This window comes from Brachyspira innocens ATCC 29796 (assembly GCF_000384655.1).
Taxonomy (GTDB): Bacteria; Spirochaetota; Brachyspiria; order Brachyspirales; family Brachyspiraceae; genus Brachyspira; species Brachyspira innocens.
Genome location: NZ_ARQI01000120.1, coordinates 1 through 26,810, shown reverse-complemented (window position 1 = coordinate 26,810; position 26,810 = coordinate 1). Strand labels below are relative to the sequence as shown.

Here is a 26,810-nt window from a genome sequence, read left to right as displayed (position 1 = left end):
TCTTTAATTAAAGGGAGGGTTTTTTAAATCTCTCTCTTTTTTGTTACATTATAAAATAACAATAAATAAAAATTAATATTTTTATATATAATAATTAATTATTTTAGCTCTTTATACAAAACAACATCTTTACCGTTTTCAGTTAATTGAGCAAGTTTAGGAACTATTGATTTGAAATGTTCAGAATTATTATGATTTTCTATAGCTTTTTCATCTCTCCATTCTTCTATAAAAGATAAGTATTTACCGTCTAAACTTTCATATAAACTATATGATATACAGCCTTCTTCTTTTCTGCTTTTTTCTATAAGTTCTTTTGCTGTTTCAATAAATTCTTTTTTATTTTCTTCTTTTACAGGATTTTTTGACACTATTTTTATCATGTTTTTATTAACCTTAGATTTATTAGAATTATCTTTACTATTAATCTTTTTATTATACTTATTTTGAGCTATTATAGGAGATTCAAATAATGCCGTTTTTACTGCCTCTATAACATTATCAGCAATAACGGTATTTAATTCTTCCATTTCTTTTTTACTAAAATTTGAAAGTACATAATCATTAACTTTTTTACCAGCACTAGGTCTTCCTATACCTATTCTAATTCTAGTAAAATCATCACTATGAAGCTGAGCAATTAAACTCTTTATTCCATTATGCCCGCCCGAACTTCCGCCTTTTTTTATTTTAAAAGTTCCGAATGGTATATCCATATCATCATATATTACTATTATATCATCAAGTTTTACATTAAAAAATTTGGATATATAAAGAGCTGATTCTCCAGAAAGATTCATAAATGTCTGAGGTTTAAGAAGTATATATTCTATATCTTTAGATTTGCCTCTTGTATATAAAGATTTCTTTTTATTGGTATAAAAATTAAGAGATAAATTTTCTGCTATTTTATCAATAAGAATAAAACCAACATTATGTCTATTATTTTTATACTCATCGCCCGGATTTCCAAGCCCTATAATCAATTTAGTAGTCATGAATATTTCTTTTTTGCAGCCTGAGGAGAATCAAACAATGCTATACAAGTGGCATCTACAACATTATCAGATATATCTCTAATTTTTTTTCTTTCATCTTTGGAGAAAGGTGCTAAAAGGAAATCAGCTTTTTCCTCATTTTCAGGACAAGCTCCTATTCCAACTCCAATTTTAGTGAAATTGTAGCTTTTTAAAGATTCTCTTATACTTTTTATGCCATTGTGGTCTATTGTATATTCTTCAGTATCTTCTTGTGAATCATCGGTTTTTGAAGGTATAACTCTAAACTCCCCTATTGGAACACTAGTATCATCATAAATTACTATAATATTTTCAACAGTAATTTTCATAAAGCTAGCCATATAAAGAGCTGCCTCTCCAGAAAGATTCATAAAAGTAAGAGGTTTTAGGAGTAAATACTCCATTTTACCATGTTTTCCTCTGCCGAAAACAGTTTTCTTTTTCTTAATATCTAATTCGACATTAAGTTTTTTAGCAACTCTATCTAAAATCATATAGCCGACATTATGTCTATGATTTTTATATTGTTCGCCTGGGTTACCAAGTCCCATTACTAATTTCATCATCAAATAGCAATCCTAGATGTAATTATGCTTCAGCACCTTTATTAGCAGCTTCATCATCTTGAGTAGTAACAACTGTAACAACAGCTTTAGAACCATCACCAACAGGATCAACGCCTTCTGGGAATTTTATGTCGCTAATATGTAAACTATCGCCTACTTTTAATTCGCTTACATCAACGATTAATTCTCTAGGTATAGATCCAGGCAAAGCTCTAATAGGCAAACCGTATTCAACTTGTTCAAGAGTACCGCCGCCTAAACGTACACCTTCTATATGAATAGGAACATAAGTTTTGATTTTTTTGTTTCTGTCTATTTCATAGAAATCTATATGTCTGATACTTCTTTTTATGCCGTCTATTTGATAATCTTTTACCAATACTTCTCTAGCCTTATCATTTTCTATATCTAAAGTAATTATATCATGCTGCCCTGCCAAAGAGAAAACTTTAACAAACTCTTTTAATTCTACAGCGATAGAATATTGATTTTCTCTTCCATAAAGAGTAGCTAATGCATAACCTTCATTTCTCAATTTGCGTCCAACACTTTTAAATTTTGTATCTCTTTGTAAAGCTTTAATAGTATAATTCTCGCTCATATTTCTTTCCTTATTATATTTTACTTATCAAATAGAACACTTATAGAAAGTTCCATATGTATATGTCTAATAGCATCAGCAATTACAGGGGCTACTGAAAGAACTTCTATTTTGCTTCCTAATCTGTCTTTCATAACTTTCAAACTATCTGTGATATATAATTTTTCTATATCACTTGAATTAATTCTCTCATAAACATCACCAGAACATACGGCATGAGTTATAAACACATATATCTTTCTCATACCAGCTTTTTTTAGTGCCTGCATACTTTTTATGAGAGTACCGCCTGTATCTATTATATCATCTATAATAATGGCATCTTTACCATTGACATCACCTATAATGTTCATAACTTCGCATTCATTAGCTCTGTCTCTTCTTTTATCTATTATAGCGATATCAAGATTAAGCTGTTTAGCTATAGCTCTAGCTCTGCCAACTCCCCCTATATCAGGAGAAACTATAATAGAATTAGACATATCAAGGTCTTTTTTTATTTTATCCAAGAACACATTTTTTGAAAGCATATGGTCAACTGGTATATCAAAAAAACCCTGTATTTGTGCTGCATGCAAATCAAGAGCTAAAACTCTATGAGCTCCAGCTTCTGACAACAAATTAGCAACCAATTTAGCAGTTATAGGTACTCTAGGCTCATTCTTTCTGTCCTGCCTAGAATAACCATAATAAGGTATAACAGCCGTAATACGTTTAGCACTAGCTCTTTTTAAAGCATCTATAATACAATAGAGTTCCATCCAGTTTTCACTGCTTGATGGACGGCCTGTAGGCTGTATCACATAAGTATCTTTATTTCTAACAGTTTCCTCTATTTGTACAAATGTCTCTCCGTCAGCAAATTTACGTATTTCCATATTACCTAATTTAAGACCGAGATTTCTTACAACATCTTCTGATAATTGAGGATTTGCTGTGCCGCTTAATATCAATATTTCGTCTTCTATACCCATTTAAATACCATTAAAAGTAGAAAAGTTGGGGTGGAAGGATTCGAACCCTCGAATAATTGGACCAAAACCAATTGTCTTACCGCTTGACGACACCCCAGTATCAAATAAATTTAATATATTAAATCTATGAGTGTCATCATTTTACTACATTACAAAAATTTGTCAATACCTTTTTAACAATATTTTTTTTTTTATAATTCTAAAATAAAATAGAAAATCATATACAAAAAAGTTGATAAAAAAACAAAATAGTTTATCATAGCTATCATAATAGTTAAAAGAGTTATAATTTTTATGAATATTAACTTAGATAAATATGTTTTAGTAGATTTAGATTTTATAGAAGATAATAAAGATATTATCAAATTTCATGCCACGGAAATAATATGCACAAATGAAGATAATATGTATTTTTCTGTGCCGAATTATAAAATTGATTTATTATTTAATAAAAATTATGTTAATATTGATGTTTTTAATAAATTCTATATCACTAAATCAGCTAAATATATACTAGATTTGGTAGTTGAACCGCAAAACCAAAAAAACTATAAACAAATTAAAAATATAGATCAATTTCTTAAAGTTTATAAAGACTGCCTTCCAGATAATGAAAAAACTAAAAGACTTGAATATGATATATTAGAACTAATACTTAAAAAAACACCTAAAGAGAGAACTATATCATTAAAAAATTCTTTAGATATATTAAATCAATACTATAATGAAAAATTATATAAAGAATCTGTTGAATATATATTAGATATTATGACAGAACTTGCATTTATAGAAAGAGTAAATTTAATACATTTAGTAAATGCAGCAAAAGACAGTATAAATCAAATATATTTTGACAATGTAGAATCATATGATACACAGTTTATAGCTAATAGTATAATACTATCAGTAGTAAAACTAATAGACAAAATATATCCAAATATTAAACTATTTTATGAATGCGATACTTTTAACTGCAGAAACATCATAGGACATGGGAACAGAGTATTTATAATATTTATAGAGTTTTTATTATACTACAATAAACAAATAAAAAATAAATTTTCATTAAAAACCATAACAAATTTCAATAAAAAATTCAAAAAATATTATGAAAAGGTTTTTAAACATTATAACATAGAAAGAGAAGATATAAAATTTGAAGATATTTTTAAAAACGGACTTAAAAAAATAGCTATTCAAAACTTAGCTACATTCGCAGCAGGAGCATTCTGGCATGATGTTGTAAAAATTAAACAATTAGATTATTTAAATATAAATAGATCCAAAGAATATAAATTACAATCAACATCGCATGCTATTAAAGGTTTTCAATTCCTGAAATTTTTCAGAAATTATAATGATGATATAGCATTGATTGTAGGAACTCATCATGAATACTACGGTTACGGATACAGTATTTTAAAAACTTTAATACAAAAAAATATTAAAGAAAATAAATCTATAAATCCTTCATGGCTTATATCAAATAATTCATCTGATATAGAAACTCTTGAAGCATTAGCATTTTTCCCATCTAAAGTTTTGGAAATAGTAGATTTATATGACACAATAGTAACACCTCAGAAAAATTATGAAAGAAACGGACTAACATCCAAAGAAGCTGTAGAACTTATGTTTAATAATTATATAAAAGATGAAACTCAAATAGATCCAATTATATTTGAGTTATTTATAAATTTCTTATCTGATATAATGAAAGAGGATGTTTCAAATCCGTTTGATTAATATATAAACTCAGAATACTTGTTTTAAAATTATTTTAATAACTATTGATAATATGATTTTATAATATGCATATACCTAGTTTTATAGATGCTCAATATACTTTAGATGATATCAATATTGTAATCTCATATAATTAATTAGATATAGTTAAATAACTGTATTTTATCAAGATGAATTTGTTTAATTTATATATTTGAATGTTAAAGCAGAAACTATAAAAAACTAAAAGTTAATACTCACCTTCATCATTGCCTACATAATATTTAAACACATCATAAGGACTGTAAATACCCAAATCTGTTACGACAGCACTTACCAAATGCGGAGGAGTATAGTCAAAAGCAGGATAAAATCCCTTAACGCCCTCTTTAGAAGTTTTTATCCCCATAGCCTCAGTTACAAGTTTTTCGTCTCTGAACTCAAAATGTATATCCTCAAATCCATGATAGCCTTTATCTGGAGCTCCTGTTACAAAATAGGGAATACCCAAATATTTAGCCACTATCGCTATCTGAAAAGTGCCTATTTTATTTACTACTGCACCATTTAAACATATTAAGTCAGCAGCCGAAGTAAATACATCAATCTTTTTCTCCTGCATAGTGTATGCTACCATATTATCAGTTATAACTGTTACATCGGCACCCTGATCATATGCAACTGTTGCTGTAAGTCTAGCACCCTGAAAATATGGTCTTGTCTCAGCACATACAACCTTTATATCCTTATTCTTTTTCTGAAACTCCTGTATCATAAATCCCACAACAGATTCTCCAAAGCATTGAGTAAGTATAGTGCCTTTATCTGGAAACATTGATACAAGATTTTCTGCTATTTTTTTTATTTTGGAATATCTTTTTGTAGAAAGCTCTATTCCCCTATTAAACATAGCCTCTATTGGGTCTTTGCCTGATTTTATAGCCTCACTGCCAGCTTCTAAACATGATTTTGTTATAGACATCATTCTAGCACTTGTTGTAGGTCTGGAATTAGCCAAAGTATTGCAGGCATGAGTTAAAAAATCTATTCTGTCATTACCTTCTAAATGTTTTGACTCGTAACCTGCTAATGCCATACCCATAGCTACAGCAAGGTATGGACCAGCACTCTGAGTTACCATATCGGCTATAGCTTTTGATACTTCTTTATGAGTTTTACATTCAACAAAATGTACTTTATTAGGATAAACTCTTCTGTCCAATATCTTTACACATCCGTCATCATACCAAGCAATATTTTCAAACTGAAGCATAAAAGCAAGTTCTTTATCTATTCTACTAGGTTTATTAAGTTCATCAGACATAAAAGTTTCTCCAAAATAAAATAATTTATTTAAATTTTTCAAATATTATCAAAATCAATCTTTTGAATTATATTATCTATAAATTTCATAAATTTCTCTTCTTCAGCTAATTTATCTCTATACGTAATACATTCAATACCTATATTCAAAAGTATATATTCTATATTTCTTCTAGTTTCTTTATCATTTACAGATTCTATTTCTTTTACCTTAGCACAGCCTGTAGTTCTTCTTAATATTTCAAGACCGCATATACCAAAAGTAGTTTTTAATACTTCAAGCAAATAAAACTCTATAAAATCCTCATTATTTTTTACAGAAATATCATTAGTCTCATGTATAAATTTGGTAATAAATTTGTTTTTGAAAAGTCTTATAATATCATCTATAACAACAAAAAGAAATGAAGTGTAATTCTTATCATTAGTAACATTAAAATGATAAACATAAGCAAATATAAAATTAGCTATTATAGTACCCAAGTCATACCCTATAGGTCCGTAAAAAGCAAATTCACAGTCCATAACCTTTACATAATCATCATTAACGAATATAGAACCCGTATGCAAATCTCCATGTATCAAAGCCTGAGCATTATTCATAAACTCATATTTTAATTTAGCAGCCTCAAGCTGTAAAGTTTTATTTTTATATAACTTCTCTTCAACAAATTTATTTAGTGATTCTGAAAAAGAATTTTCATTAAGCAGATTAAAAAAAGGTTCTCTAAAAACAAGCTCTTCGCTTATTTTGCAAAGTTCTTTATTTATATATTTGGCTACATTATCCTTTTTTGAAAATGCATCGGTAAAAAAATCAGCAGTAGACAAAGTGCTTTCAACAATAAAATCAGTTAACTGCTCCTGCAAATGATGATATATCTGTCCTTTAATTAATGCATCTCTAAGAATTGTATAATTCTTCAAATCTTCCATAACAAACAAATTCATCACTTTATCTATACATATTATCTTAGGTGCTAAATCTGGAAGTATATCTCCATAATATGATAAAACCTGAGCCTCTCTGGCATTTCTATTCATATCAAGTATCCTTCCAGAAGAATTACTCCTAGTATGAACTCCTGCTTGTTTTAATATTATAGAATCTTTTCCATTACTTATTCTATAAACATAATTTATATTTCCGTCTCCTATTTCTTTGCAGCTTATATTATCATCCTGCTTGAAATATTTTAATTTATTTTTAACATAAAGCAGTACATCTTTTTCTTCCATAAGAAAATATTCGTTAAATCTAACCATAAAATAAAATCCATAAATAAAATTGATAATTATAAATATAGCATAAAAAGTATAAATATCAATAATGATATCCTACAAATATATTATATACATAGTATTTTTTTATTTTTGATATTTAGAAATATTAGTTATATTCCGTAACAAAAAACGATTAATTTTATTACAAAATACAGTAAATACTTTATAAAATATATTTACATAAATAGTTATAATATAAAAAACTACTATGATTAAGTAATTATAAATATATATTTATACTAAAATTTACAATAATATTGAGAAAAAATGTAATAATTAGTGAGATTATTATATAAAATTAGTATAAAAAATATTAAAAAACTTCATTATAAACATAATATACCTTGACTAAGTATTTATTTTGTACTATAATAATGCCTAAATTTATAATAAAAATATTTTATATAAGGGGTTAAATTATTATGAAAGTTATTGTAATTGGCTGTAATCATGCTGGTACATGGGCAGCAAAAACATTAAAAGCTACAGATCCTAATTGTCAAGTTGTAACTTATGACAGAAATGATAATATATCTTTCTTAGCTTGCGGTATCGCACTTTGGGTTGGCGGTGTTGTAAAAGATCCTAAAGGTTTATTCTACGCTAGCCCTGAAAGTTTAAAAGCTGAAGGCATAGATGTTTATATGGGACATGATGTAACAAAAATAGACTGGGCTAATAAAAAATTACATGTTAAAGAATTAAAAACAGGTAAAGAGTTTGATGATAATTATGACAAACTTATTCTTGCTACAGGTTCTTGGCCTGTAACTCCTCCTATAGAAGGTTTAATGCAGGAAGGTACTGAATACGGACTTAAAAAAGGTATTTTCTTCTCTAAATTATTCCAGCAAGGACAAGAAATTATTGATGAAATAGCTAAACCTGAAGTAAAAAAAGTTATGGTAGTTGGTGCTGGTTATATAGGTGTTGAACTTATAGAAGCTTTCAAAAATCATGGTAAAGAAGTTATATTAATGGAAGCTATGCCTAGAGTTATGGCCAACTATTTTGACAAAGAAATTACTGATGAAGCTGAAAAAAGAATCAAAGAAGCTGGCATAGAAATGCATTTAGGTGAAACTGTTAAAAAATTTGAAGGTGATGACAGAGTTAAAAAAGTTATTACTGACAAAGGTTCTTATGATGTAGATATGGTAGTTATGTCTGTTGGTTTCAGACCTAATAGTGAGCTTTATAAAGATTATTTAGAAACTTTACCTAATGGTGCTATAAAAGTAGACACTACTATGAAAACTACAAAAGATCCTAATGTATTTGCTATAGGAGACTGTGCTACTGTATATTCAAGAGCTTCTGGAAAAGAAGAATACATCGCTTTAGCTACTAATGCTGTAAGAATGGGTATTGTTGCTGCTAACAATGCTTTAGGAAAACATGTTGAATACTGTGGTACTCAAGGTTCTAATGCTATATGCGTATTCGGATATAACATGGCTTCTACTGGTTGGTCTGAAGAAACTGCTAAGAAAAAAGGTTTAAAAGTTAAATCTAATTTCTTCAAAGATGCTGAAAGACCTGAATTTATGCCTTCTTATGAAGATGTATTAGTAAAAGTTATATACGAAGAAGATACTAGACGTATGGTAGGTGCTCAAATTGCTTCTAATCATAATCATGCTGAAGCTATTCATGCATTCTCTCTTGCTATACAAAATGGTATGACTGTTGATCAGTTTGCATTATCTGACTTCTTCTTCTTGCCTCACTATAACAAACCATTATCTTGGATGACTATGGTTGCTTATACTGCTAAATAATTAAAAAACAATATTTTATATTAATAATATAGCCCTAGTAAGTTTAAAATTTACTAGGGTTTTTTATAAAAAATATCATAAATAAAATAATACCATTTATCATATTGAAAATAAATTTGTTTTAGGTTATTATAGCAGACAATATCTTATATAGTATTTTAGAATAAAAAAATATAATTTTATGACGGGATTTGAATAAGATGGTAAGCAGATTAAAATACAATATATTAATAATGTTTATTGGAATAGCAGCCAATTTTGCTTTGACATTTTTAGTATTATTATTAAAAATTCCTTTTCTTTTTATGGATTCTATAGGCACAATATTAACAGCTGTAATATTAGGTCCTATATACGGTGCTTTTGTCGGTATAATTACAAATATAATTACATCCATAACTATAGATTATATAAATCTGCATTTTGCAATTGTAAATGTTCTAATAGGATTAATGGCTGGATTAATAGCTAAAAAGTATGATTTTACAAAAATTTCAGTATCTTTTATAAGCGGTATTGTTATAGGAATAGTTTCTGGAGTAATATCTTCTCCTATTTCTATAGTGCTTGCTAATGGAGTAAGTACTGGTACAGTAGATGCTTATATTAAAGCATTAATTAATAGCGGGAAAAGTCTTGCAGTATCAACAACTATAGGAACATTATCAGCTACTCTGATAGATAAAATAGTATCAAGTTTATTGGTTACAATAGCCATAAAAAAGATTTATTTTTTTAGAATTAATAAATAGAATTAATAAAAAGTTATTGAAAATAAATTTTGTTTTTTATATTTTATTTGTATAGAAAGACTTATTGCAATATATTTGATAAAGTATTATCATGTATTATTATATATAATGATAAAAAATAATATGATTTCAGAAATATATAAAATTAAATAACGATAATTCAAATAATAAAAATAGGAAAATAAATATGATATTTGATGCCCATTCTGATATATGGACTGACGTTGCTGTAAAAACTCTTAAAGGCGAAAATAATATAATAAAAAAATACCATTATGATAATCTAGTAAAAGGAAAAATAGGCGGCTCTATATTTGTTATATGGACAGAACCTAAAAACTATCATAGGGCTTTAGAAAGAGTTAGAGAAATACAAGAATGCATAAAAAAAGAACTGGAATATATTAAAGATATAATACTTATAGCAAAAAACTATGATGATATTATAAAAGCACAAAAAGAAAATAAAATATATATCTTTATAGGATTTGAAGGACTTATATCTATAGATGATAATATTGATTTGATAGATGAATATTATGAATATGGGGCAAGACATGCTTCTCTTACTTGGAATGAAGAAAATAAACTTGCATCAGGTGTAAGAGGAGATCCTAACAAAGGACTAACCGATTTAGGTAAAAAGGCTGTAAGAAAAATGCAGGACAAAGGAATGATAGTTGATGTATCACATCTTAATGATAAATCCTTCTTTGATGTAATAGATATAACTTCAGCTCCGATTATAGCTTCGCATTCAAATTCAAGAGTATTATGCAAAAGCTTAAGAAATCTTACAGATGAACAATTAAAAGCTATAAGAGATACTAAAGGTGTTGTGGGGCTTAATTCTTATAAGGGATTTATAGACGAAAATAAAGATAAACAAACTATTGAAAGGGCTTTAGATCATATAAAATACATAGCAGACAAAATAGGAATAGATCATATAGGGCTTGGTTTTGATTATAATGAATATTTTGAAGATGAAATTACACCGCCTTCTGTAAAAGGATTAGAAAATGCTTCAAAATCATATGATATTATAATAAAATTAAAAGAAGCTGGATTTAATAACGAAGAGATAGAAAAAATAGAATATAAAAATTTCAATAGAATAATAAAAGAGATTGTAAAATATTAAAACTTATATTACATACATTTGTATTATAATTAAGTTTAATAACTTTATAATTTAGTATATCCTAAACAATTTTATTTTGTAAACTAATGCAGTTTATACAGAATTATCAACTTTTTTGCCGCGACTTCATCAAATACAGTTCGGACAGACATCATAAAATAACTGGTAAGTATCACACAGCGTTACTCAGTAATGGCAAAGCCCTGCAAATATTTTAAATTTAAAAAGATATTTTTGACAAACTTAAAAATTTTCAGTATATAAACATAGCATCGCCATATGAAAAAAATCTATAATTATTATCTACGGCTGTTTTATAAGCATTCATTATATTATCATAGCCAGCAAAAGCACTAACCATAGCAAGCAAAGTTGAATGCGGTGTGTGAAAATTGGTTATAAGAGCGTCAACACATTTAAACTTATAAGGCGGATAAATAAAGATATTTGTAGAGCCTTCAAGCCTTTTGAAATCATAATTATCATATTCACTTTCTAATACTCTTGAAACTGTAGTGCCGCATGATACTATTCTCCTACCATCTTTTTTAGCATTGATTATAATATCATAACTTTCTTTTGGAATAATAAACTTCTCTTCATGCATAACATGATTACGTAAATCATCTTCTTTTAGAGGATTAAAAGTAGAAAAACCAACATGCAAAGTAACATAACATACTGTAACACCAATAGACTTTATTTTGTCTAAAAGCTCATTAGTAAAATGAAGTCCAGAAGTAGGAGAAGCGATACTTCCTTCATTTTTGGCATATACATTTTGATAAAACTCTTTATCATTGATGTTGTACTCTTCTTCACCTTTTCTTTTTCTGCTTTGAATTATATATGGAGGAAGAGGGATTTTTCCTATAGTATCTAAAATATCATTTGTTAATGGTTTTGAAAACTTTATTAATTTAGTAGATATATTATCTTTTTCTATAAATGCCTCAATATTTCCTACATTGTCTAAATGAGCATAATCTAAATATAGTGTATCAGACTCTTTAATATTTTTACCCTTTATCAAACATTCCCAAGTGCTTTCATCATTGTTAACTTTATTAAGAAGAAGTATTTCAGCATTTCCGCCTGTAGATTTTTTTGCGTATATTCTTGCAGGTATTACTTTGCTGTCATTTAAAACTAATACATCATCTTTATTTAAATAATTTATAATATCTGCAAATATTTTATGTTCTAATTCTCCAGTATTTTTATTTAAAGTCATTAATCTGCAATGATCCCTTTCATAATTAGGCTCTGTTGCTATTAAATTTTCTGGCAAATAAAAATTGTAAGTCTCTTTATTTAAATAGTCTGTCATAATTTTTAATCACTTATTTTTTATTTAGAATGTTACTATTATCTTTCTCTGTCTTAAAAACTTGGTAAGATTTTTTTTAGTAGTAGAAGATGATTTCACAATAGCATATTCATCGCTTATTTTTTTTATAATAATACCTTTTCTTTTTGCCTCATGGATAATCTCTTCAAGTTTATTAGCATCTTTAATTATCACAAGCGTAACATTATCATACACATAAGAGATTATTCCTCTGTCATACCATCTTTTTATGCTTGTTTCTACATGTTTAGGCATCTCTACATTACTATCAATGAGTATATTTTTTAATACGGCTAAAAACTTATCAAAAGAATATTCTGATACTTCATCACTGATTATAGTTTTCCCTTTTAAAACACTTTCTTCTGTCATTGTGTATGTGTAAACAGTCTCCTGCTTATCGAGTTCAAAATATAAATTGCACATATATATAAAGTTGTTAGAAAATAAATAATGATTAATTAAAGTAAGTTCAAAATTACCATTTATAAAGCATTTTTTATTATTATCATCAATTACAGGTTTTCTAATAGCCAAAATAGCATTCTCATAAAAAGAAACCTCAGTAATACCTAATACAAACATAGAATAAATTATATTGTTATACATTTCCATAGAAAGCGAAATATTATGTTCTTTTAATTTAACGTACAGTGTAGATTTTGAAATACTTCCTTCTTCCAATATATCTAATATTTTTTTATAATAATCATGATAATTTTTATAAATAGTTTTTAATATAAGTTCTTTTCTATCATCTATAGAATTTGACAAATAATTTTTTATATTATCATATTCCAATGATATAAAACCTTTATTATCAAGTTTTATCAAATCTAATTTTGAACATATGTTTATTATGACAGAAGGCTCTATATTGTTGGTAAGAAAATTAATATTGATATCATCTATACATAATTTCTGAACATCGCATTCATATATAAATGTATCAATATCATTTAATATATTAAAATGATTATATATAAATATAGAACTATCAATATTATCTTTAAGGCTCTTTTCCAAATTGGACAAAACATTATTATTATTTATACCTATATAAGTTTGAAGCTCATCACCAAAAAAATAAACTGATACAATATTAGCTTTGCACAAAGCAAATAATTCATCATCATTCATTTTTGATTTATTATAATCGATAATATTTCCATTTTCATATATATTAATTATTTTCTGAAGATATTTTTTATATATATTAGCAGTGTATGTACAATCTATATAATTAGTAATTTTAATACTTTCTTTGAGTATAATACTTTCTATTATAGGTTTAACATTAGGAAGAAAGTATAAGGTATCATCATGAGAGTTTAATCTTCTTCTTTTTATTTTTAAATATAAAAGTCCGGATTTTTTTATTTCATCTATATAATTAAAGAAAGCAGGTATTTGTTTTTGAGTATATTTAAGAGAATATGCTATATCTATAGAGTTTAGTTCTTTGCTTTCATTTTTCAAAACATAAAGAATAATATTTTTAGCTTCTTTAGATAAAGCATAAAATTTAAAAGAGACAATAAAAACATTAGAAGATTTTATTTCTAAATCCTCTGCATTTTTTGCTTTCCAAATTTTGCATAATTCTTTTAAAGTATCTTGAGAAATTTGATCATACATATGCTATTCTTATTTAATTATAAAGTATTTAAAGAAGCCTTGTTCTACGTCATCAGGTCTTTTAGACTGTATCCAAGCAATCATAGGCTGACCTTTTATATGTCTGTATGGAACAAGCCCCCACATTCTGCTGTCGCAGCTTTGATCCCTATTATCTCCCATTACAAAGAAATAATCCTCTGGAACATTATATATATATTCATCTGGTCTGTCTTTGGCATTAGGAACATATATATTCATCCAATACCATAATTTTATATCATCGCTTACTATTTCATCATTTATATAAACTTCAAAAGAACTGTAATCATTATAATAATCTGTTTTATCAACTATCTTTTTAAATATCATAACATCACCTTTTTTAGGCACATAAATAGGTCCGTAAATATCTATAATAGGCACAAATTCTCTGTCATTTCCATAGAAAAAATATCCCCATTTATCTTCTATTTCATTTCCATTAATAATAATTTTTTTATTTCTAATTTCAACAGTTTCTCCAGCAGTAGCTATAACACGCTTAACAAATTCTTTTCTAGGATCCAAATCTACAGTTTTAAGCCCCAAAAATAAATTTGCAGGTGCTAAATGCGTACCTCCAGTAAGTTTTTCTCCTATATAGTCTGCAAGCAAAAATCTAGGGTCCCAAGTAAAAGGTGTGAGAGCAAACACCATAACTGGAAGTTTTAAAAATTGAACCAATGGAGAAGGCTCATAATAAGGCATAGCAGACTCGCACCCAAAAGAAGCAGAAGGAGGAGCTCTGAATACCACTAAATCTCCTCTTTGAGGTGATTTTATCTTTGGAAGTCTGTATCCTAAAAGCCCGTCTGTAAAAGGCAATTTAACCCCATAAACAAATCTGTTTGCAAAGAGTCTGTCTCCGGGCATTATAATAGGTATCATAGAGCCTGTTGGTATTTGATAATTCTGTATTAAAAATGTATTTATAAGAAGTACAATAATTATTGCGTATAATATTTCTTTTAATGTATGTTTAAAATTACGGCATTCGCCTATGATTGTTTCTGTAATATTTTTTATAGGATTCTCCATTAATTTAACCCCTTGCAATATAAATATTGATGTAAAAGTATATAATAAAACTGTTAAAATAGCAATTGTATAATAACTATTATTATAAAAATAGTTATAGAGAAAAATAGTAAAAAATTATTTTTATTTACAAAATAGTATATGGTTATATAATATATAAAAATTGTTTGGAGAAAATATTGAAAAAAATAATACTGCTTTTTATATTTATTCTAACATTATCATCATGTGCTGCTAAAGTGAATCTTATAGAAGACTCTTTTTACGGGCAAAAATTCTATCAAACTGATTATATTTCTATAACTTTTTGGTCTGCAACTATAAAATTCAGATTAAAAAATATAAGCGGTACTGATAATATAATACTAGAGGCTCAATATATTACAGACGGCTCTTTTAATATTACAGAAAAAAGTAAAGTAGTGTTAAAATTTTCTGACGGTACATTTTTAAATTTATACTATACATCTCTAATGCCTAAAACAGATACTGAAGTAATATACGGAACTTCTATATATTTTATGGATACAGCATATGTTGATAGAAGCTACAGCATACAGGCAGAAAATAAAGTAACAGAAATGAAGACAATTACAGATATACGCGTAGAAACTGCAGACGGATTTAAAAATTTCAAAGTAAAAGAAAGTGCTGCAAATGATATTATAAGACTTTATAACGAGATGAAAGAACTTTTATCAAAATAAGCTATATACAAAATATTTTTAATAAAGTTATAGCATTTTAATTAATACTATTATATAATTACTGTATTATTTTTTATATTAAAAATAGAGAGAGATTTATTATGACTTTCACAGATTTAATTATGACTTTAAACAAATTCTGGAGCGAAAACGGCTGCATAATACAGCAAGGTTATGACTTAGAAGTAGGTGCAGGTACTTTTAACCCAGCAACTGCATTAAGAGTATTAGGACCCGAACCTTTTAATGTTGCCTATGTAGAACCTTCAAGAAGACCAACTGACGGAAGATATGGAGAAAACCCTAACAGACTTCAGCATTATTATCAATATCAAGTTATAATGAAACCATCTCCTGAAAATCTTCAGGATTTATATATACAAAGTTTAGAAGCATTAGGAATAAGTTTTAAAGATCATGATATACGTTTTGTTCATGATGACTGGGAATCACCTACACTCGGAGCTTGGGGACTTGGCTGGGAAGTTTGGCTTGACGGTATGGAAATTACTCAGTTTACATATTTCCAAGCTGTAGGAGGTGTAAACTTAAAACCTATAGCAGGTGAAATTACTTACGGACTTGAAAGAATATGTATGTATCTTCAAAATGTTGATAATGTTTATGATTTGGAATGGGGTCATGGAATAAAATACGGCGATGTACATTTGCAAGGAGAGAGAGAGTTTTCTAAATATAACTTTGAAGTAGCTGATACTGACATGTATTTCAGACATTTTAAAGAATATGAAGAAGAATGCGACAGATGTTTAGCTAATGGCTGTGTACTTCCTGCTTATGATATGGTTATGAAAAGTTCGCATGTGTTTAATATGCTTGATGCTAGAAATGCGATAAGTGTTACTGAACGTGCTGGATATATTGCAAGAGTTAGAGAGCTTATGAAAAAAGTTTCTGCTGCTTATATAGAATCAAGAGAAAAAATGGGATATCCGCTAATAAAAAATAAGTAACTTTTAATTAAAAAAGCCATCTGATTATTTTATCAGTGGCTTTTTTATTTAACTATAACATTATATTAATTAATAAAACTTTTTAAAGCATATTTTAATTGTTCAAAAGTTTTATTGATGTCATCTTCCCAAGTGTTATGTGTAAATATTATATCAGCACTATCTCTATATAAACTATCTCTCTGTTTTGAAAGCTCTAATAATTTATTTTTATCTTTCGCAAGTAAAGGACGCTCTCTAGGATCTATATTTTGAAGTATAATTTCTGGATTTCTATCTATAAAAATGGTAATTCCTTTTTCTTTCATAATATTTCTATTTTTTTCTGCAAGTACTATACCGCCTCCAGTAGATATTACAGCATTATTAAGGCGGGCAAGTTCTTCTAAAACTTCGCTTTCTACTTTTCTGAAATATTCTTCTCCATTATCTGCAAAAATATCTGTTATTGTTTTCTCTTCTTTTTTTTCTATAAATGAATCCATATCATAAAGAGTATAATTTAATTTTTCAGCTAGAAGTTTTGATAGAGCACTTTTTCCAGAGCCCGGGAGTCCTATTACAAATATTACTTTATTGTCTATATTATTTTTATTATTCATCATACTGCCCCAATATTATCAAATTCTCTACACTTCTTTTAAAATCTTCAAACTCTTCTTTATATTTATCAAAGTCTCCTGTCATATCAATATAAAAATAATACTGCCATTTTCTGTCACTATGAGGACGGCTTACTATAGAAGTTAAATTAAAACTTTTTAATTTATCAAGAGAATTAGCCAAACTGCCGTTTTCATGAGGAAGCAAAAATCTCATAGTCATTTTGTTTCCGCTATTTAAAGCATTATCATAATTAGCTACTATTATAAAGCGTGTAGTGTTTCCTTTTATATTTTCAATATTTTCTTCAAGCATATCTAAATCATAAATCTTACAGGCATTTTTATTTGAAATAGAAGCAATGGTTTTATCATCTCCATTAGAAACTATAAAAGCAGCTTCTGCCGTATTTGATGCTGTTATCTCTTCAAAACTATTTTCTTTTATAAAATTAGAACATTGTTTCAAAGCCTGATGATGAGATATAACCTTTTTAATATCTTTTATACTGATCCCCTTTTTAGCCATAAGACCGTATTCTATAGGTAAATATATCTCTCCAACAATTTTGCAGTTATAATCGGCAAGTATATCCAAAACCTCATTAACCATACCAGTAGAAGAATTTTCTAAAGGTAAAACACCGTAATAACTCTCACCGCTTCTTATGCTTTCAAGTACATCATTAAAATATGCCTTTTTTATGAGACATGCATTTTCACCAAAAAATTTCAAAGCAGCCTCATGTCCGTTTCCGCCTTCTCTGCCCTGATAAACTACTCTCTTATCATATTTTATTTTTTCTTTATTATTACCATTTTCTTTTTTGTTATCACTACCTTCATCAATTAAATGTTTCTGAAGCTGTTTTGATGTGTACATTATATCATTATACATAGTTGTTATTAATGATGATAAATCTTTATTTTCAAGCAGTTCTATTTTTTTTGCTATAACTTCTTTTTCTCTTTTCGGGTCAAATATAGGGGCATTATATTTCTTTTTTGTCTCTCCTACTTTAAGACTAACTTTCATTCTTTCATCTATCAAATTTACTATTTGCTTATCAATTCTGTCAATTTCTTTTCTTAATTCCTGTAATTCTTCAGATAACATAATAATATCCTTAAATATAAAATATTTCTTATTGTAGTAATAAGATTATACTAAATAGGCGTAAATTGTAAAGAAATTTATTTTATATACTGAAATTTTTTAAGTTTGTCAACTACTAATCTTTTAATTTTATTGTTTATGGTGGTTTGTCCACTGCTCTGCATGCTTACGCAACAGTTCTTTTGCGACGAAGGAAGTACTTGACAAAGTCCACTGTAAGTGTAGGTATGACCAAAAGAACCTATATCTTCGACAAGCTTGAATACGCTTTGTGAAAGACTGCATTTTTTATATAAAGCTAGGTGTTATACCATGTTTGATATATATTCTTAAAATATTAAGCTATAGTATGTGAATTTTTTGCAACTTTGACGAAGTCCGCCTGTGGCGTGCGGCGGGAAAAAGACAATAAAAACATTGACAAACTCAAAAATTTTTAGTATATATTAATATAATTAAATAAAAAAACTGATAATTTACTTCATATTATTGTATGTCCAAATTCTAATAAAGATATACTTTCAAGTATAGAGAAAATATCAAATATGAATTTGGAATATACTTGTAGAACTTTAATAAACGATAATTCTAAATTCATAATAATAGATAATAAAAAAAACAATTGAAGCATTAAAAACATTACTACAATTAATAGAATATGGTAGTATAAATTATCAAGATATAATTTTTGATATAGAATACCTTAAACCTGACTATAGCTTCATAGCTTATATATTAAAGAATGAAAAAGAAATAATTTATAATATTAATGATTTTTTAATTTATTTGCCAACTAGGTATTAATTATTAAAAATAATAGTATATACCTAAACAACTATATTTTGTCAGAAATAAATTGATATTTTTGTTTTTATATCTGGGGCTTTGCCCCAGACCCCACTTCTTTTGTTGCCACAAAGAAGCAAAAAGGCTGCACTTGGGCTTTAATTTAATAAATTATTTTACATGTAAGACAATTTTAGTATGATTTAGTACTAATTCTATCCTCGCACTTTCGCGAAGCGTATCCGAGCTTGTCGAGGATATAAGCAACTTTTGCGGCGGGAAAAAGAACAACATAAAAATTGACAAACTTAAAAATTTTTAGTATAATTTAATTAATTTTAAATACAGGATAAGAAAATGAATTTATTTACAAATTCTAATGATAAACATGATTTTTTAAAAACAGCATTGATTGCTAGTATAAAAGAAAATGATGATATATTTATAGCAACTGCATTTTTTAATGATACAGAAATAATAAATAAAGCTGTAGAAAAAAATTGTAATATAAAACTTATTGTAAGATTATCATTAGCAACTTCTATAGAAAGATTAAAAGATGTATATAATAAAAAAAATGTACATATTAGATTTTTTACTTCAGATAGTTTTCACCCTAAATTATATATATTTGGAAATACAAAAGCATTTATAGGTTCATCAAATTTAACTAAAAGCGGTATATTATCTAATCAAGAGATAAATGTTTCAATAGATTCTGATAATATAATTTTTGATGATCTAATAAATTGTTTTTATGATTATTGGGAAAGTGCTGAAGTACTAAATGATAATATAATAGAAAAATATTCAAAAATAGAAGAAGAATATCATGATCTAGATAATAAATTAAAAAAATTTAATGAAATATTAAAAGAAGAAATAGGTGATTTTAAATTTAATAATATTACAACTATTGATAATACTAAAAAAAGTAAAAAATTATCATATATTTCAGATTTTAAAAGAAAATATCAAATATTTTTGGATTGTTATAAAAAATTAACTGAAATGTATACATCATCTCTTATGAAACTTCAAATTAATAGGAAATATAATGATTTACCATTAAAAATAGAAATGGATCAGTTTTTAAACTGGATCAAAGAAAATAAAATAAAAGAAAAAAGTTATATTAAAATTAATGATAATGAAATAGAACTAAAATTACAATATCTTATTAAAGAATATTATGATAATTATAAAATTGAAGATGAATATATTAAAAATTATAACAGATGCCGAAATACTTTAAAAGAAAACAATATAAATACAGTATCTTATAATGAATTATATGAAGCTTTATTATTTATTAATGCTTTTAGAGATAGAAGACGTTTTTTTTCAGATAATTCTATGAAAGAAAAATTTTTGGACACAAACAATAGTTTAGAAAATATAATAAGAACAATTTATTATTTATTATATAATAATGAACCGTATGAAATAAAAATGGCTAACTGTATATATAATAAAGATTTTAAATTACAAGCTTTTGGTGAAAGCTGTGTTAAAGAGTTATATGGTGTTATGAGCGATAATGAAAATATTCCTTTATGTAATGACAGGGTATTTGAAGCTATGGAATATTTAGGATTCGGTAATTTAAAATAATTTTTGATTACAAATAAATAAGGCTTGCTAATATTTTTTATTAACAAGCCCTGAATGTTTAAAACTTTTTATATTTTATTTTTTTAATTAATTATTTAGCATTAGCAAACAAATCTTTTATATCTGTTTTCTCCCAAGTAAACTCTGGAAGCTCTCTGCCGAAGTGTCCGTAAGCTGTAGTTTTTTCGTAAATAGGTCTTCTTAAATCTAGTTTTTTGATTATACCAGCTGGAGTTAAGTCAAGCTCTTTGGAAACTATATTAGCCAATACTTCATCATGTACTTTTGCAGTACCGAAAGTATTAACATATACAGATAAAGGCTCAGGCACTCCTATAGCATAAGCAAATTGTACTAAAGCTCTGTCAGCTATACCAGAAGCCACTATATTTTTAGCAACATATCTAGCCATATAGCAAGCACTTCTGTCTACTTTTGTAGGATCTTTACCAGAAAAAGCTCCGCCGCCATGTGCCCCATGTCCGCCGTAACTGTCTACGATAATTTTTCTTCCTGTTAATCCGCAGTCTCCCATAGGACCGCCTACTACAAACAAACCTGTTGGGTTAATGTAGTATTTAGTGTTTTCATCAAGCATATTAGCAGGACATATTTCATTTATAACATGTTTTTTTATGTCAGCTTCTATTTGCTTATGATCAACACCTGCTGCATGCTGAGTAGAAATAACGATAGCTTCTATTCTTGCAGCTTTACCGTCTTTATATTCAACAGTAACCTGACTTTTACCGTCTGGTCTTAAATAGTCAACTATTTTTTCTTTTCTAACTTTAGCCAAACGTTCAGCCAATCTATGAGCTAAATGTATAGTTAAAGGCATAAATGTTTCAGTTTCATTTATAGCATAACCGAACATTATACCTTGATCGCCTGCACCTTCAGAAACATTTGATGATTCAGAATTAAATAATCCTTTACCAGCACTAACACCCATATCTATATCTGGAGACTGCTCAGCAATAGCCTCCATTACTGCACAAGTATCAGCGTCAAAACCCATTTCGCTGCTTGTGTAACCTATTCGCCTTACGGTATCTCTGGCGATTTTTTGATAATCCAATCTAGCTTTTGTAGTGATTTCTCCAGCAATTAAAATCATTCCAGTTTTTGCTAAAGTTTCACAAGCTACTCTAGAATTAGGATCTTGTTTTAAACATTCGTCTAAGACTGCATCGCTTACAGCATCGCAGATCTTATCAGGATGGCCTTCTGTTACCGATTCAGAAGAGAAATAATAATTTTTTATCTCTGCCATAGTTTTACCTCTTTTTAAAATAATCAATCTATTTTACATTGCTTAACATAAAAGTCAAGGAAATATATGATAATTATTACAATTTAGTATAAATAACTATTAACTTATCTAAAAATTATTATTATATATAGTATTAATTAATATTATTATACATATAAAACTATGGTATTATTAAAAATCTGGTAGTAGAGACTATAATATTAAATAAATTATATAAAAATGCTAACTATAGTATGTAGAATATTATATTAAATTCATTATACTTTAGAAATGAATAATGAAGTACTTATTTTATTTGGAAAACATTTAACTCAATTAAGAAAAAAATCAAATCTTTCTCAAGAAAAATTAGCAGAAAAATCTGGTTTACATCGTACTTATATAGGAATGATTGAACGTGGCGAAAAAAATATAACACTTATTAATATAATAAAAATTTCTAATGCTTTAAATATTGAGTTAAAAGAATTTATGAATTTTTTAAATAAAAATCAATAAATTAATGTTAAGGAGGTATAAAATGAAAAAAGAAGAAGTTAAATTAAAGAATAATATTGTTGTAGTAGGTGATGCATTTGATGAAACAGATGAAAAAAAGTTATTATTAATGAAACGTCAAGTAGATGAACTTAATAAAGATATAAAATCCCATGGTGGAAGAATGATTAATATACCAGATGTAATATCAGAAGGATTGTTTGCATGTTGGTGTAATGCTGTTAGAACTAATGGTGTTGTTAATGCTGGATCTTATGATTGTGTTATGAGAGAAACAGGCGATGGAGTGCAGGTAAAATCAAGTCAAATTAAACCAGATCTAACTTCATTTGGTCCAAATAGTACTTGGGATAAATTATTTTTTATGGACTTCTCTAGTAAAGATGAAGTTAGTATTTATGAAATTCCTAGTGAAAAAATATACGATAAAATTCTAAATAAATCAAAAAATGAAACATTCAGAGACCAACAAAATCAGGGTAGAAGACCAAGATTAAGTATACACGAAATTATAGAAGAATTCCAAATACCTCCTATTAAAAATATCAAAATTTAAAAACATACTGACCGCTTTCTGATGTTTTATTAATGTTTGCGGTTGTATTTTTATTATTTAACTCTAATGCTTCAATAATATTTTTGGCAATTCTTCTAATAATAGGTACAGATACAGAATTACCTGCTTGTTTGTATTTATTATTATTTGAAATGGTATTTGGAAATGAAAAAGTTTCAGGAAAACCTTGAAAAAGAATACATTCTTCAGGTGTAAGTTTTCTTATTCCAAAATTATCTAAAACTAAAGGTACATTATGTCCCCCAGTTCCCATATTAGCTGTTAAAGTAGGACAAACATTATTTTTATTTTCTCTACAATATATTCTTCTCCATTGGTAGATGGTATCTTGTTTAGTCATAACTTTTGATAAATCTTCATAATATCTTGTATTCATATAATAAAAATTATTAGGTTTTCTATCATTTAAATCTACTATATCAGAAATCTTCTTTTTTAATAATATCTTTTTAGGATATTCAAAGTTATTATAAGCATTTTCTGATAAAAAACCAACTATATATATACGTTCTCTATTTTGAGGAATATTACCATATTCCATTGTATTTAAAATTTTATAATGAATATGATACCCAATTTCTTCTAATTTAGTTTTAATAACTTTAAAAGTATTTCCATTATTATGATTTTCTAAATTTTTTACATTTTCCAACAAAATAGCTTTTGGTCGTTTTACTTTTAAAATTCTAATAATTTCAAAAAATAAATTTCCCCTTTCATCATTAAACCCTTTTTGGTAGCCTGCAATAGAAAAAGCTTGACAAGGAAAACCAGCATTTAAAATATCTATATCAGGAATATCTTTAGCATCAATATTTTTAATGTCTCCCTCTATTAAATTAACTTCTTGAAAATTATGCCTATACGTTTCACAAGCATATTTATCAATTTCATTAGCCCAAATAATTTCAGCACCAACTTGCTTAAAACCGTAACAAATACCACCAATTCCAGCAAATAAACTTGCAACTTTAAATTTATAATTCATATTTTATCTCCAAAAATACAATTAAATTTATCGATATTTATTTTATATTCCTTTACTATAATTAATATATAATGTGTGCTATCTATTAATTATGGTATTATTAAAAATCTGGTAGTAGAAAGTATGATACTAATACATAATAAAATGAAAGCCAATATAATAAATGGTTTATAAAGTTCATCATACTGAATTAAATCATCATCAAGTATAGGCTTTTTTTCTATTCTGTCTATTGTATTATAAACATTATCTAAAGCAGAAGCATTTTGTGCATTAAAATATTTACCGCCTGTAGTTGAAGCTATATCGATTAATGCCTCTTCATTAAGACTAAAATCAGCTCTTATTCTCCTTTTTCCGTAATTAGGATCATCATATGTAACCCAAGCATGACTTCCATTAGCATCGCCTATACCTATAGTATATATTTTTATGTTGAAGTTTGAAGCTATTTCTGAAGCTAATTTAGGATCTATTTCCCCTGAATTATTTTCACCATCTGTAAGAAGTATAATAATCTTTTCATTATCGCCTTTAACACTTCTAAGCATATCAACAGCAGTAGCTATTCCAAGCCCTATTGAAGTGGAACCTTCTTCATCTATTTTAATATTTTTAATCTCTTCTTCAAGTAAAGTATAATCAAATGTAGAAGGAGAAAGAACCGAAGCACGCAATGCAAACGCTACCAAACTAATTTTATCAAAGTTTCTTTTTTTTATAAAATCTATCATAGTTTTTTTAGAAGCCTCAAGTCTTGTAGGCATCATATCTTCAGCCATCATAGAAGGTGAAACATCAACTACAAGTGAAATATAAATACCCTCTCCGTTAATGTCTGATAAATGATCCACTTTAGCAGGACGTGCAAGACCTATAATAGAAAAAAGAAGAGCAAGAATAATAAGAGCAAATGGTATATCTTTAACGTAGTATCTTGATTTTAATACCTTTGACATGCTTACTCTTGGGTGCTTTACTGAATATGAATGATTCTTTCTAGTTTGTATATATAAAAATATTATAATTGGTAATATAAAAAGTAAAAATAAAAATTTAGGCGATACAAAAGTCATTTAAACATTTTCCTAATCATAATTTTATTATTTTGAAAACTATTATACTAAAATACAAATAAAAGTAAAGTTAACCATTTACTATTATATTTTAAGCAAAACTTAGAAAATAAAACTTAATAATCACATACATGTAAAAATTATAATATTAAAGAAAAGTCATACTATTTCTTATAAATAATATGACTTTACTTTAAAAAATTAATTACCATTTTTTATTAATAACTTCATCATAGTTTGGTATAGAATCTATAGCACCTTTTCTAGTAACAGTGATATTTGATACCTTTACAGCAAAAATTATAGCCTCTTCCATAGTTTTATCATCGGCAAGCATTCTTACAACTCCGCCCAAAAAACTATCGCCTGCCGCAGTAGTATCAATTACCTGAACATTATATGCATCAAAATGTTTTCTCTCTTCTTTAGTTATTAAATCACAGCCTAAAGCTCCTAAAGTTAATATAATATTTTTAACTCCGCATTCAAAAATATAATCTATTCCTCCTATAATATTTATTTCAGTCTCATTCGGTATTAATATATCAATGCAGCTTAAAAAATCTCTGTCAAGTTTAACTGCGGGGGAAGGATTTAAAACAACAGTTTTTCCTAGCTTTTTAGCCATTTTTGCTGCATATTTTGCTGTATCTAAAGGTATCTCAAGCTGAATCACTATTATATCATACATAGATATAATCTCTTCTTTAATATCATCTTTTGTTATTAAGGCATTAGCTCCCTGTACTACAATTATATTATTTGCACCACTTTTAGTAACTGTAATCAAGGCTATCCCTGTAGAAACATTATCTTTAATTATTAAATTATCTATATTAACATTATTTGAAGATAGAGCATTTGATAAATCTTCTCCGAAGCTGTCATTTCCAACTGCTCCAAGTATGCTTACATTACCGCCTAATTTTCCTATAGCACATGCCTGATTAGCTCCTTTTCCTCCATTGCCTGTAGTAAAACTATTTCCAAGTATAGTTTCTCCCTCATTAGGAAAACGTTCAGTATTAACAACCAAATCTTTATTTATGCTTCCTATCACCAAAATATTTTTACTCACATTTCACCCCCTTAATTTTCTATAAAATTAAAATGATAATTTTATTATACAATGTTATTTAAAAACTTTAAAATTATAAAAAATATTATAATTGTTTAATAATTAATTTTTTATAATTTTTGTATATACTGAAAATTTTTAAGTTTGTCAATTTTTTTAGTCAACTTTTTCCCGCCGCACGCCACAGGCGGACTTCGTCAAAGAACCTTATATCCTCGACAAGCTCGGATACGCTTCGCGAAAGTGCAAGTGTAAAAAATTAGTACTAAATAATACTAAAGTTGTGTTACATGTAAGATA

At 27.2% G+C, this 26,810-nt stretch carries 24 protein-coding genes and 1 tRNA gene; 9 read left to right on the top strand and 16 right to left on the bottom strand.

Features of this window, described 5'->3' with window-relative positions:
- Nucleotides 1-98 precede the first annotated feature (98 nt).
- From pth (F811_RS15745) to F811_RS0110480, 5 genes are all read right to left on the bottom strand, one after another.
- Nucleotides 99-998 (bottom strand): aminoacyl-tRNA hydrolase, encoded by a 900-nt coding sequence (gene pth / locus F811_RS15745; protein ID WP_020005202.1) that lies wholly within the window; start codon nucleotides 996-998, stop codon nucleotides 99-101.
- The gene (gene pth, locus F811_RS0110495; protein WP_020005201.1) at nucleotides 995-1,585 is read right to left on the bottom strand and encodes an aminoacyl-tRNA hydrolase; all 591 of its coding nucleotides are present in this window, start codon (nucleotides 1,583-1,585) and stop codon (nucleotides 995-997) included. Before pth (F811_RS0110495) ends, pth (F811_RS15745) begins: the two co-directional genes overlap by 4 nt.
- A gap of 22 nt (nucleotides 1,586-1,607) precedes the next feature.
- Nucleotides 1,608-2,186 carry a 50S ribosomal protein L25 gene (locus tag F811_RS0110490; RefSeq protein WP_020005200.1) on the bottom strand — a complete coding sequence of 193 codons (579 nt, stop codon included), beginning with the start codon at nucleotides 2,184-2,186 and terminating at the stop codon, nucleotides 1,608-1,610.
- A 20-nt stretch (nucleotides 2,187-2,206) separates the two neighbouring features.
- Nucleotides 2,207-3,160, bottom strand: a complete 954-nt coding sequence (locus tag F811_RS0110485; RefSeq protein ID WP_020005199.1) for a ribose-phosphate diphosphokinase — start codon at nucleotides 3,158-3,160, stop codon at nucleotides 2,207-2,209.
- Between the two features lie 25 nt (nucleotides 3,161-3,185).
- Nucleotides 3,186-3,257, bottom strand: a tRNA-Gln gene (locus tag F811_RS0110480).
- Between the two features lie 197 nt (nucleotides 3,258-3,454).
- Between F811_RS0110480 and F811_RS0110475 the strand changes: the two genes are divergently transcribed.
- Complete coding sequence (locus F811_RS0110475) at nucleotides 3,455-4,906, top strand: HD-GYP domain-containing protein (protein ID WP_020005198.1); 1,452 nt, start codon at nucleotides 3,455-3,457, stop codon at nucleotides 4,904-4,906.
- A 229-nt stretch (nucleotides 4,907-5,135) separates the two neighbouring features.
- On the opposite strand, the gene F811_RS0110470 is transcribed toward F811_RS0110475, so the two are convergent.
- Both F811_RS0110470 and mtnK read right to left on the bottom strand, forming a co-directional pair.
- Nucleotides 5,136-6,209 (bottom strand): S-methyl-5-thioribose-1-phosphate isomerase, encoded by a 1,074-nt coding sequence (locus tag F811_RS0110470; RefSeq protein ID WP_020005197.1) that lies wholly within the window; start codon nucleotides 6,207-6,209, stop codon nucleotides 5,136-5,138.
- A 38-nt stretch (nucleotides 6,210-6,247) separates the two neighbouring features.
- On the bottom strand, nucleotides 6,248-7,474 hold the full coding sequence (mtnK, locus tag F811_RS0110465) for an S-methyl-5-thioribose kinase (protein ID WP_020005196.1): 1,227 nt from the start codon (nucleotides 7,472-7,474) through the stop codon (nucleotides 6,248-6,250).
- A gap of 440 nt (nucleotides 7,475-7,914) precedes the next feature.
- On the opposite strand from mtnK, the gene F811_RS0110460 reads away from it, so the two are divergent.
- The 3 genes from F811_RS0110460 (at nucleotide 7,915) to F811_RS0110450 (ending at nucleotide 11,169) form a co-directional block, all read left to right on the top strand.
- Nucleotides 7,915-9,273 (top strand): FAD-dependent oxidoreductase, encoded by a 1,359-nt coding sequence (locus tag F811_RS0110460; protein ID WP_020005195.1) that lies wholly within the window; start codon nucleotides 7,915-7,917, stop codon nucleotides 9,271-9,273.
- 200 nt (nucleotides 9,274-9,473) lie between these two features.
- Nucleotides 9,474-10,025 carry an ECF transporter S component gene (locus tag F811_RS0110455; protein ID WP_020005194.1) on the top strand — a complete coding sequence of 184 codons (552 nt, stop codon included), beginning with the start codon at nucleotides 9,474-9,476 and terminating at the stop codon, nucleotides 10,023-10,025.
- A 187-nt stretch (nucleotides 10,026-10,212) separates the two neighbouring features.
- Nucleotides 10,213-11,169 (top strand): dipeptidase, encoded by a 957-nt coding sequence (locus tag F811_RS0110450; protein WP_020005193.1) that lies wholly within the window; start codon nucleotides 10,213-10,215, stop codon nucleotides 11,167-11,169.
- Between the two features lie 253 nt (nucleotides 11,170-11,422).
- Here the strand turns inward: F811_RS0110450 and queA are convergent, their stop codons facing one another.
- From queA to lepB, 3 genes are read right to left on the bottom strand one after another with little or no spacing between them, the layout of a single operon-like run.
- The gene (gene queA / locus F811_RS0110445; RefSeq protein ID WP_020005192.1) at nucleotides 11,423-12,499 is read right to left on the bottom strand and encodes a tRNA preQ1(34) S-adenosylmethionine ribosyltransferase-isomerase QueA; all 1,077 of its coding nucleotides are present in this window, start codon (nucleotides 12,497-12,499) and stop codon (nucleotides 11,423-11,425) included.
- 24 nt (nucleotides 12,500-12,523) lie between these two features.
- Entirely contained in the window at nucleotides 12,524-14,158 is a 1,635-nt protein-coding gene (locus tag F811_RS0110440; protein WP_020005191.1) for a hypothetical protein, read from the bottom strand.
- Between the two features lie 9 nt (nucleotides 14,159-14,167).
- Complete coding sequence (lepB, locus tag F811_RS0110435) at nucleotides 14,168-15,217, bottom strand: signal peptidase I (RefSeq protein ID WP_020005190.1); 1,050 nt, start codon at nucleotides 15,215-15,217, stop codon at nucleotides 14,168-14,170.
- Nucleotides 15,218-15,396: 179 nt separating this feature from the next.
- Between lepB and F811_RS0110430 the strand changes: the two genes are divergently transcribed.
- A complete protein-coding gene (locus F811_RS0110430; protein WP_020005189.1) occupies nucleotides 15,397-15,924 on the top strand; it encodes a hypothetical protein in 528 nt (175 codons plus the stop codon).
- Between the two features lie 101 nt (nucleotides 15,925-16,025).
- Nucleotides 16,026-16,898: a glycine--tRNA ligase subunit alpha gene (locus F811_RS0110425; protein WP_020005188.1), complete on the top strand. Its 873-nt coding sequence runs from the start codon at nucleotides 16,026-16,028 to the stop codon at nucleotides 16,896-16,898.
- Nucleotides 16,899-16,963: 65 nt separating this feature from the next.
- Here the strand turns inward: F811_RS0110425 and F811_RS0110420 are convergent, their stop codons facing one another.
- Together F811_RS0110420 and F811_RS0110415 are read right to left on the bottom strand one after the other, a co-directional pair.
- The gene (locus tag F811_RS0110420; protein WP_020005187.1) at nucleotides 16,964-17,500 is read right to left on the bottom strand and encodes a shikimate kinase; all 537 of its coding nucleotides are present in this window, start codon (nucleotides 17,498-17,500) and stop codon (nucleotides 16,964-16,966) included.
- On the bottom strand, nucleotides 17,493-18,617 hold the full coding sequence (locus tag F811_RS0110415) for a chorismate mutase (protein WP_020005186.1): 1,125 nt from the start codon (nucleotides 18,615-18,617) through the stop codon (nucleotides 17,493-17,495). The genes F811_RS0110420 and F811_RS0110415 overlap by 8 nt, the downstream gene beginning before the upstream one ends.
- A gap of 1,143 nt (nucleotides 18,618-19,760) precedes the next feature.
- Between F811_RS0110415 and F811_RS0110410 the strand changes: the two genes are divergently transcribed.
- Nucleotides 19,761-21,017 (top strand): phospholipase D family protein, encoded by a 1,257-nt coding sequence (locus tag F811_RS0110410; protein WP_020005185.1) that lies wholly within the window; start codon nucleotides 19,761-19,763, stop codon nucleotides 21,015-21,017.
- Nucleotides 21,018-21,108: 91 nt separating this feature from the next.
- Here the strand turns inward: F811_RS0110410 and metK are convergent, their stop codons facing one another.
- The gene (gene metK, locus F811_RS0110405) at nucleotides 21,109-22,293 is read right to left on the bottom strand and encodes a methionine adenosyltransferase (protein WP_020005184.1); all 1,185 of its coding nucleotides are present in this window, start codon (nucleotides 22,291-22,293) and stop codon (nucleotides 21,109-21,111) included.
- 270 nt (nucleotides 22,294-22,563) lie between these two features.
- Between metK and F811_RS0110400 the strand changes: the two genes are divergently transcribed.
- Together F811_RS0110400 and F811_RS0110395 are read left to right on the top strand one after the other, a co-directional pair.
- Nucleotides 22,564-22,791, top strand: a complete 228-nt coding sequence (locus tag F811_RS0110400) for a helix-turn-helix domain-containing protein (RefSeq protein WP_020005183.1) — start codon at nucleotides 22,564-22,566, stop codon at nucleotides 22,789-22,791.
- Between the two features lie 4 nt (nucleotides 22,792-22,795).
- Nucleotides 22,796-23,347, top strand: a complete 552-nt coding sequence (locus tag F811_RS0110395; protein WP_211216977.1) for a Bsp6I family type II restriction endonuclease — start codon at nucleotides 22,796-22,798, stop codon at nucleotides 23,345-23,347.
- Here F811_RS0110395 and F811_RS0110390 read toward each other — a convergent pair.
- The 3 genes from F811_RS0110390 to rbsK form a co-directional block, all read right to left on the bottom strand.
- Entirely contained in the window at nucleotides 23,337-24,356 is a 1,020-nt protein-coding gene (locus F811_RS0110390) for a DNA cytosine methyltransferase (RefSeq protein ID WP_020005181.1), read from the bottom strand. The two genes, F811_RS0110395 and F811_RS0110390, sit on opposite strands and share 11 nt — an antisense overlap.
- Nucleotides 24,357-24,445: 89 nt before the next feature.
- The gene (locus tag F811_RS0110385; RefSeq protein WP_020005180.1) at nucleotides 24,446-25,432 is read right to left on the bottom strand and encodes a vWA domain-containing protein; all 987 of its coding nucleotides are present in this window, start codon (nucleotides 25,430-25,432) and stop codon (nucleotides 24,446-24,448) included.
- 205 nt (nucleotides 25,433-25,637) lie between these two features.
- A complete protein-coding gene (gene rbsK / locus F811_RS0110380) occupies nucleotides 25,638-26,510 on the bottom strand; it encodes a ribokinase (RefSeq protein ID WP_020005179.1) in 873 nt (290 codons plus the stop codon).
- Nucleotides 26,511-26,810: the final 300 nt, after the last annotated feature.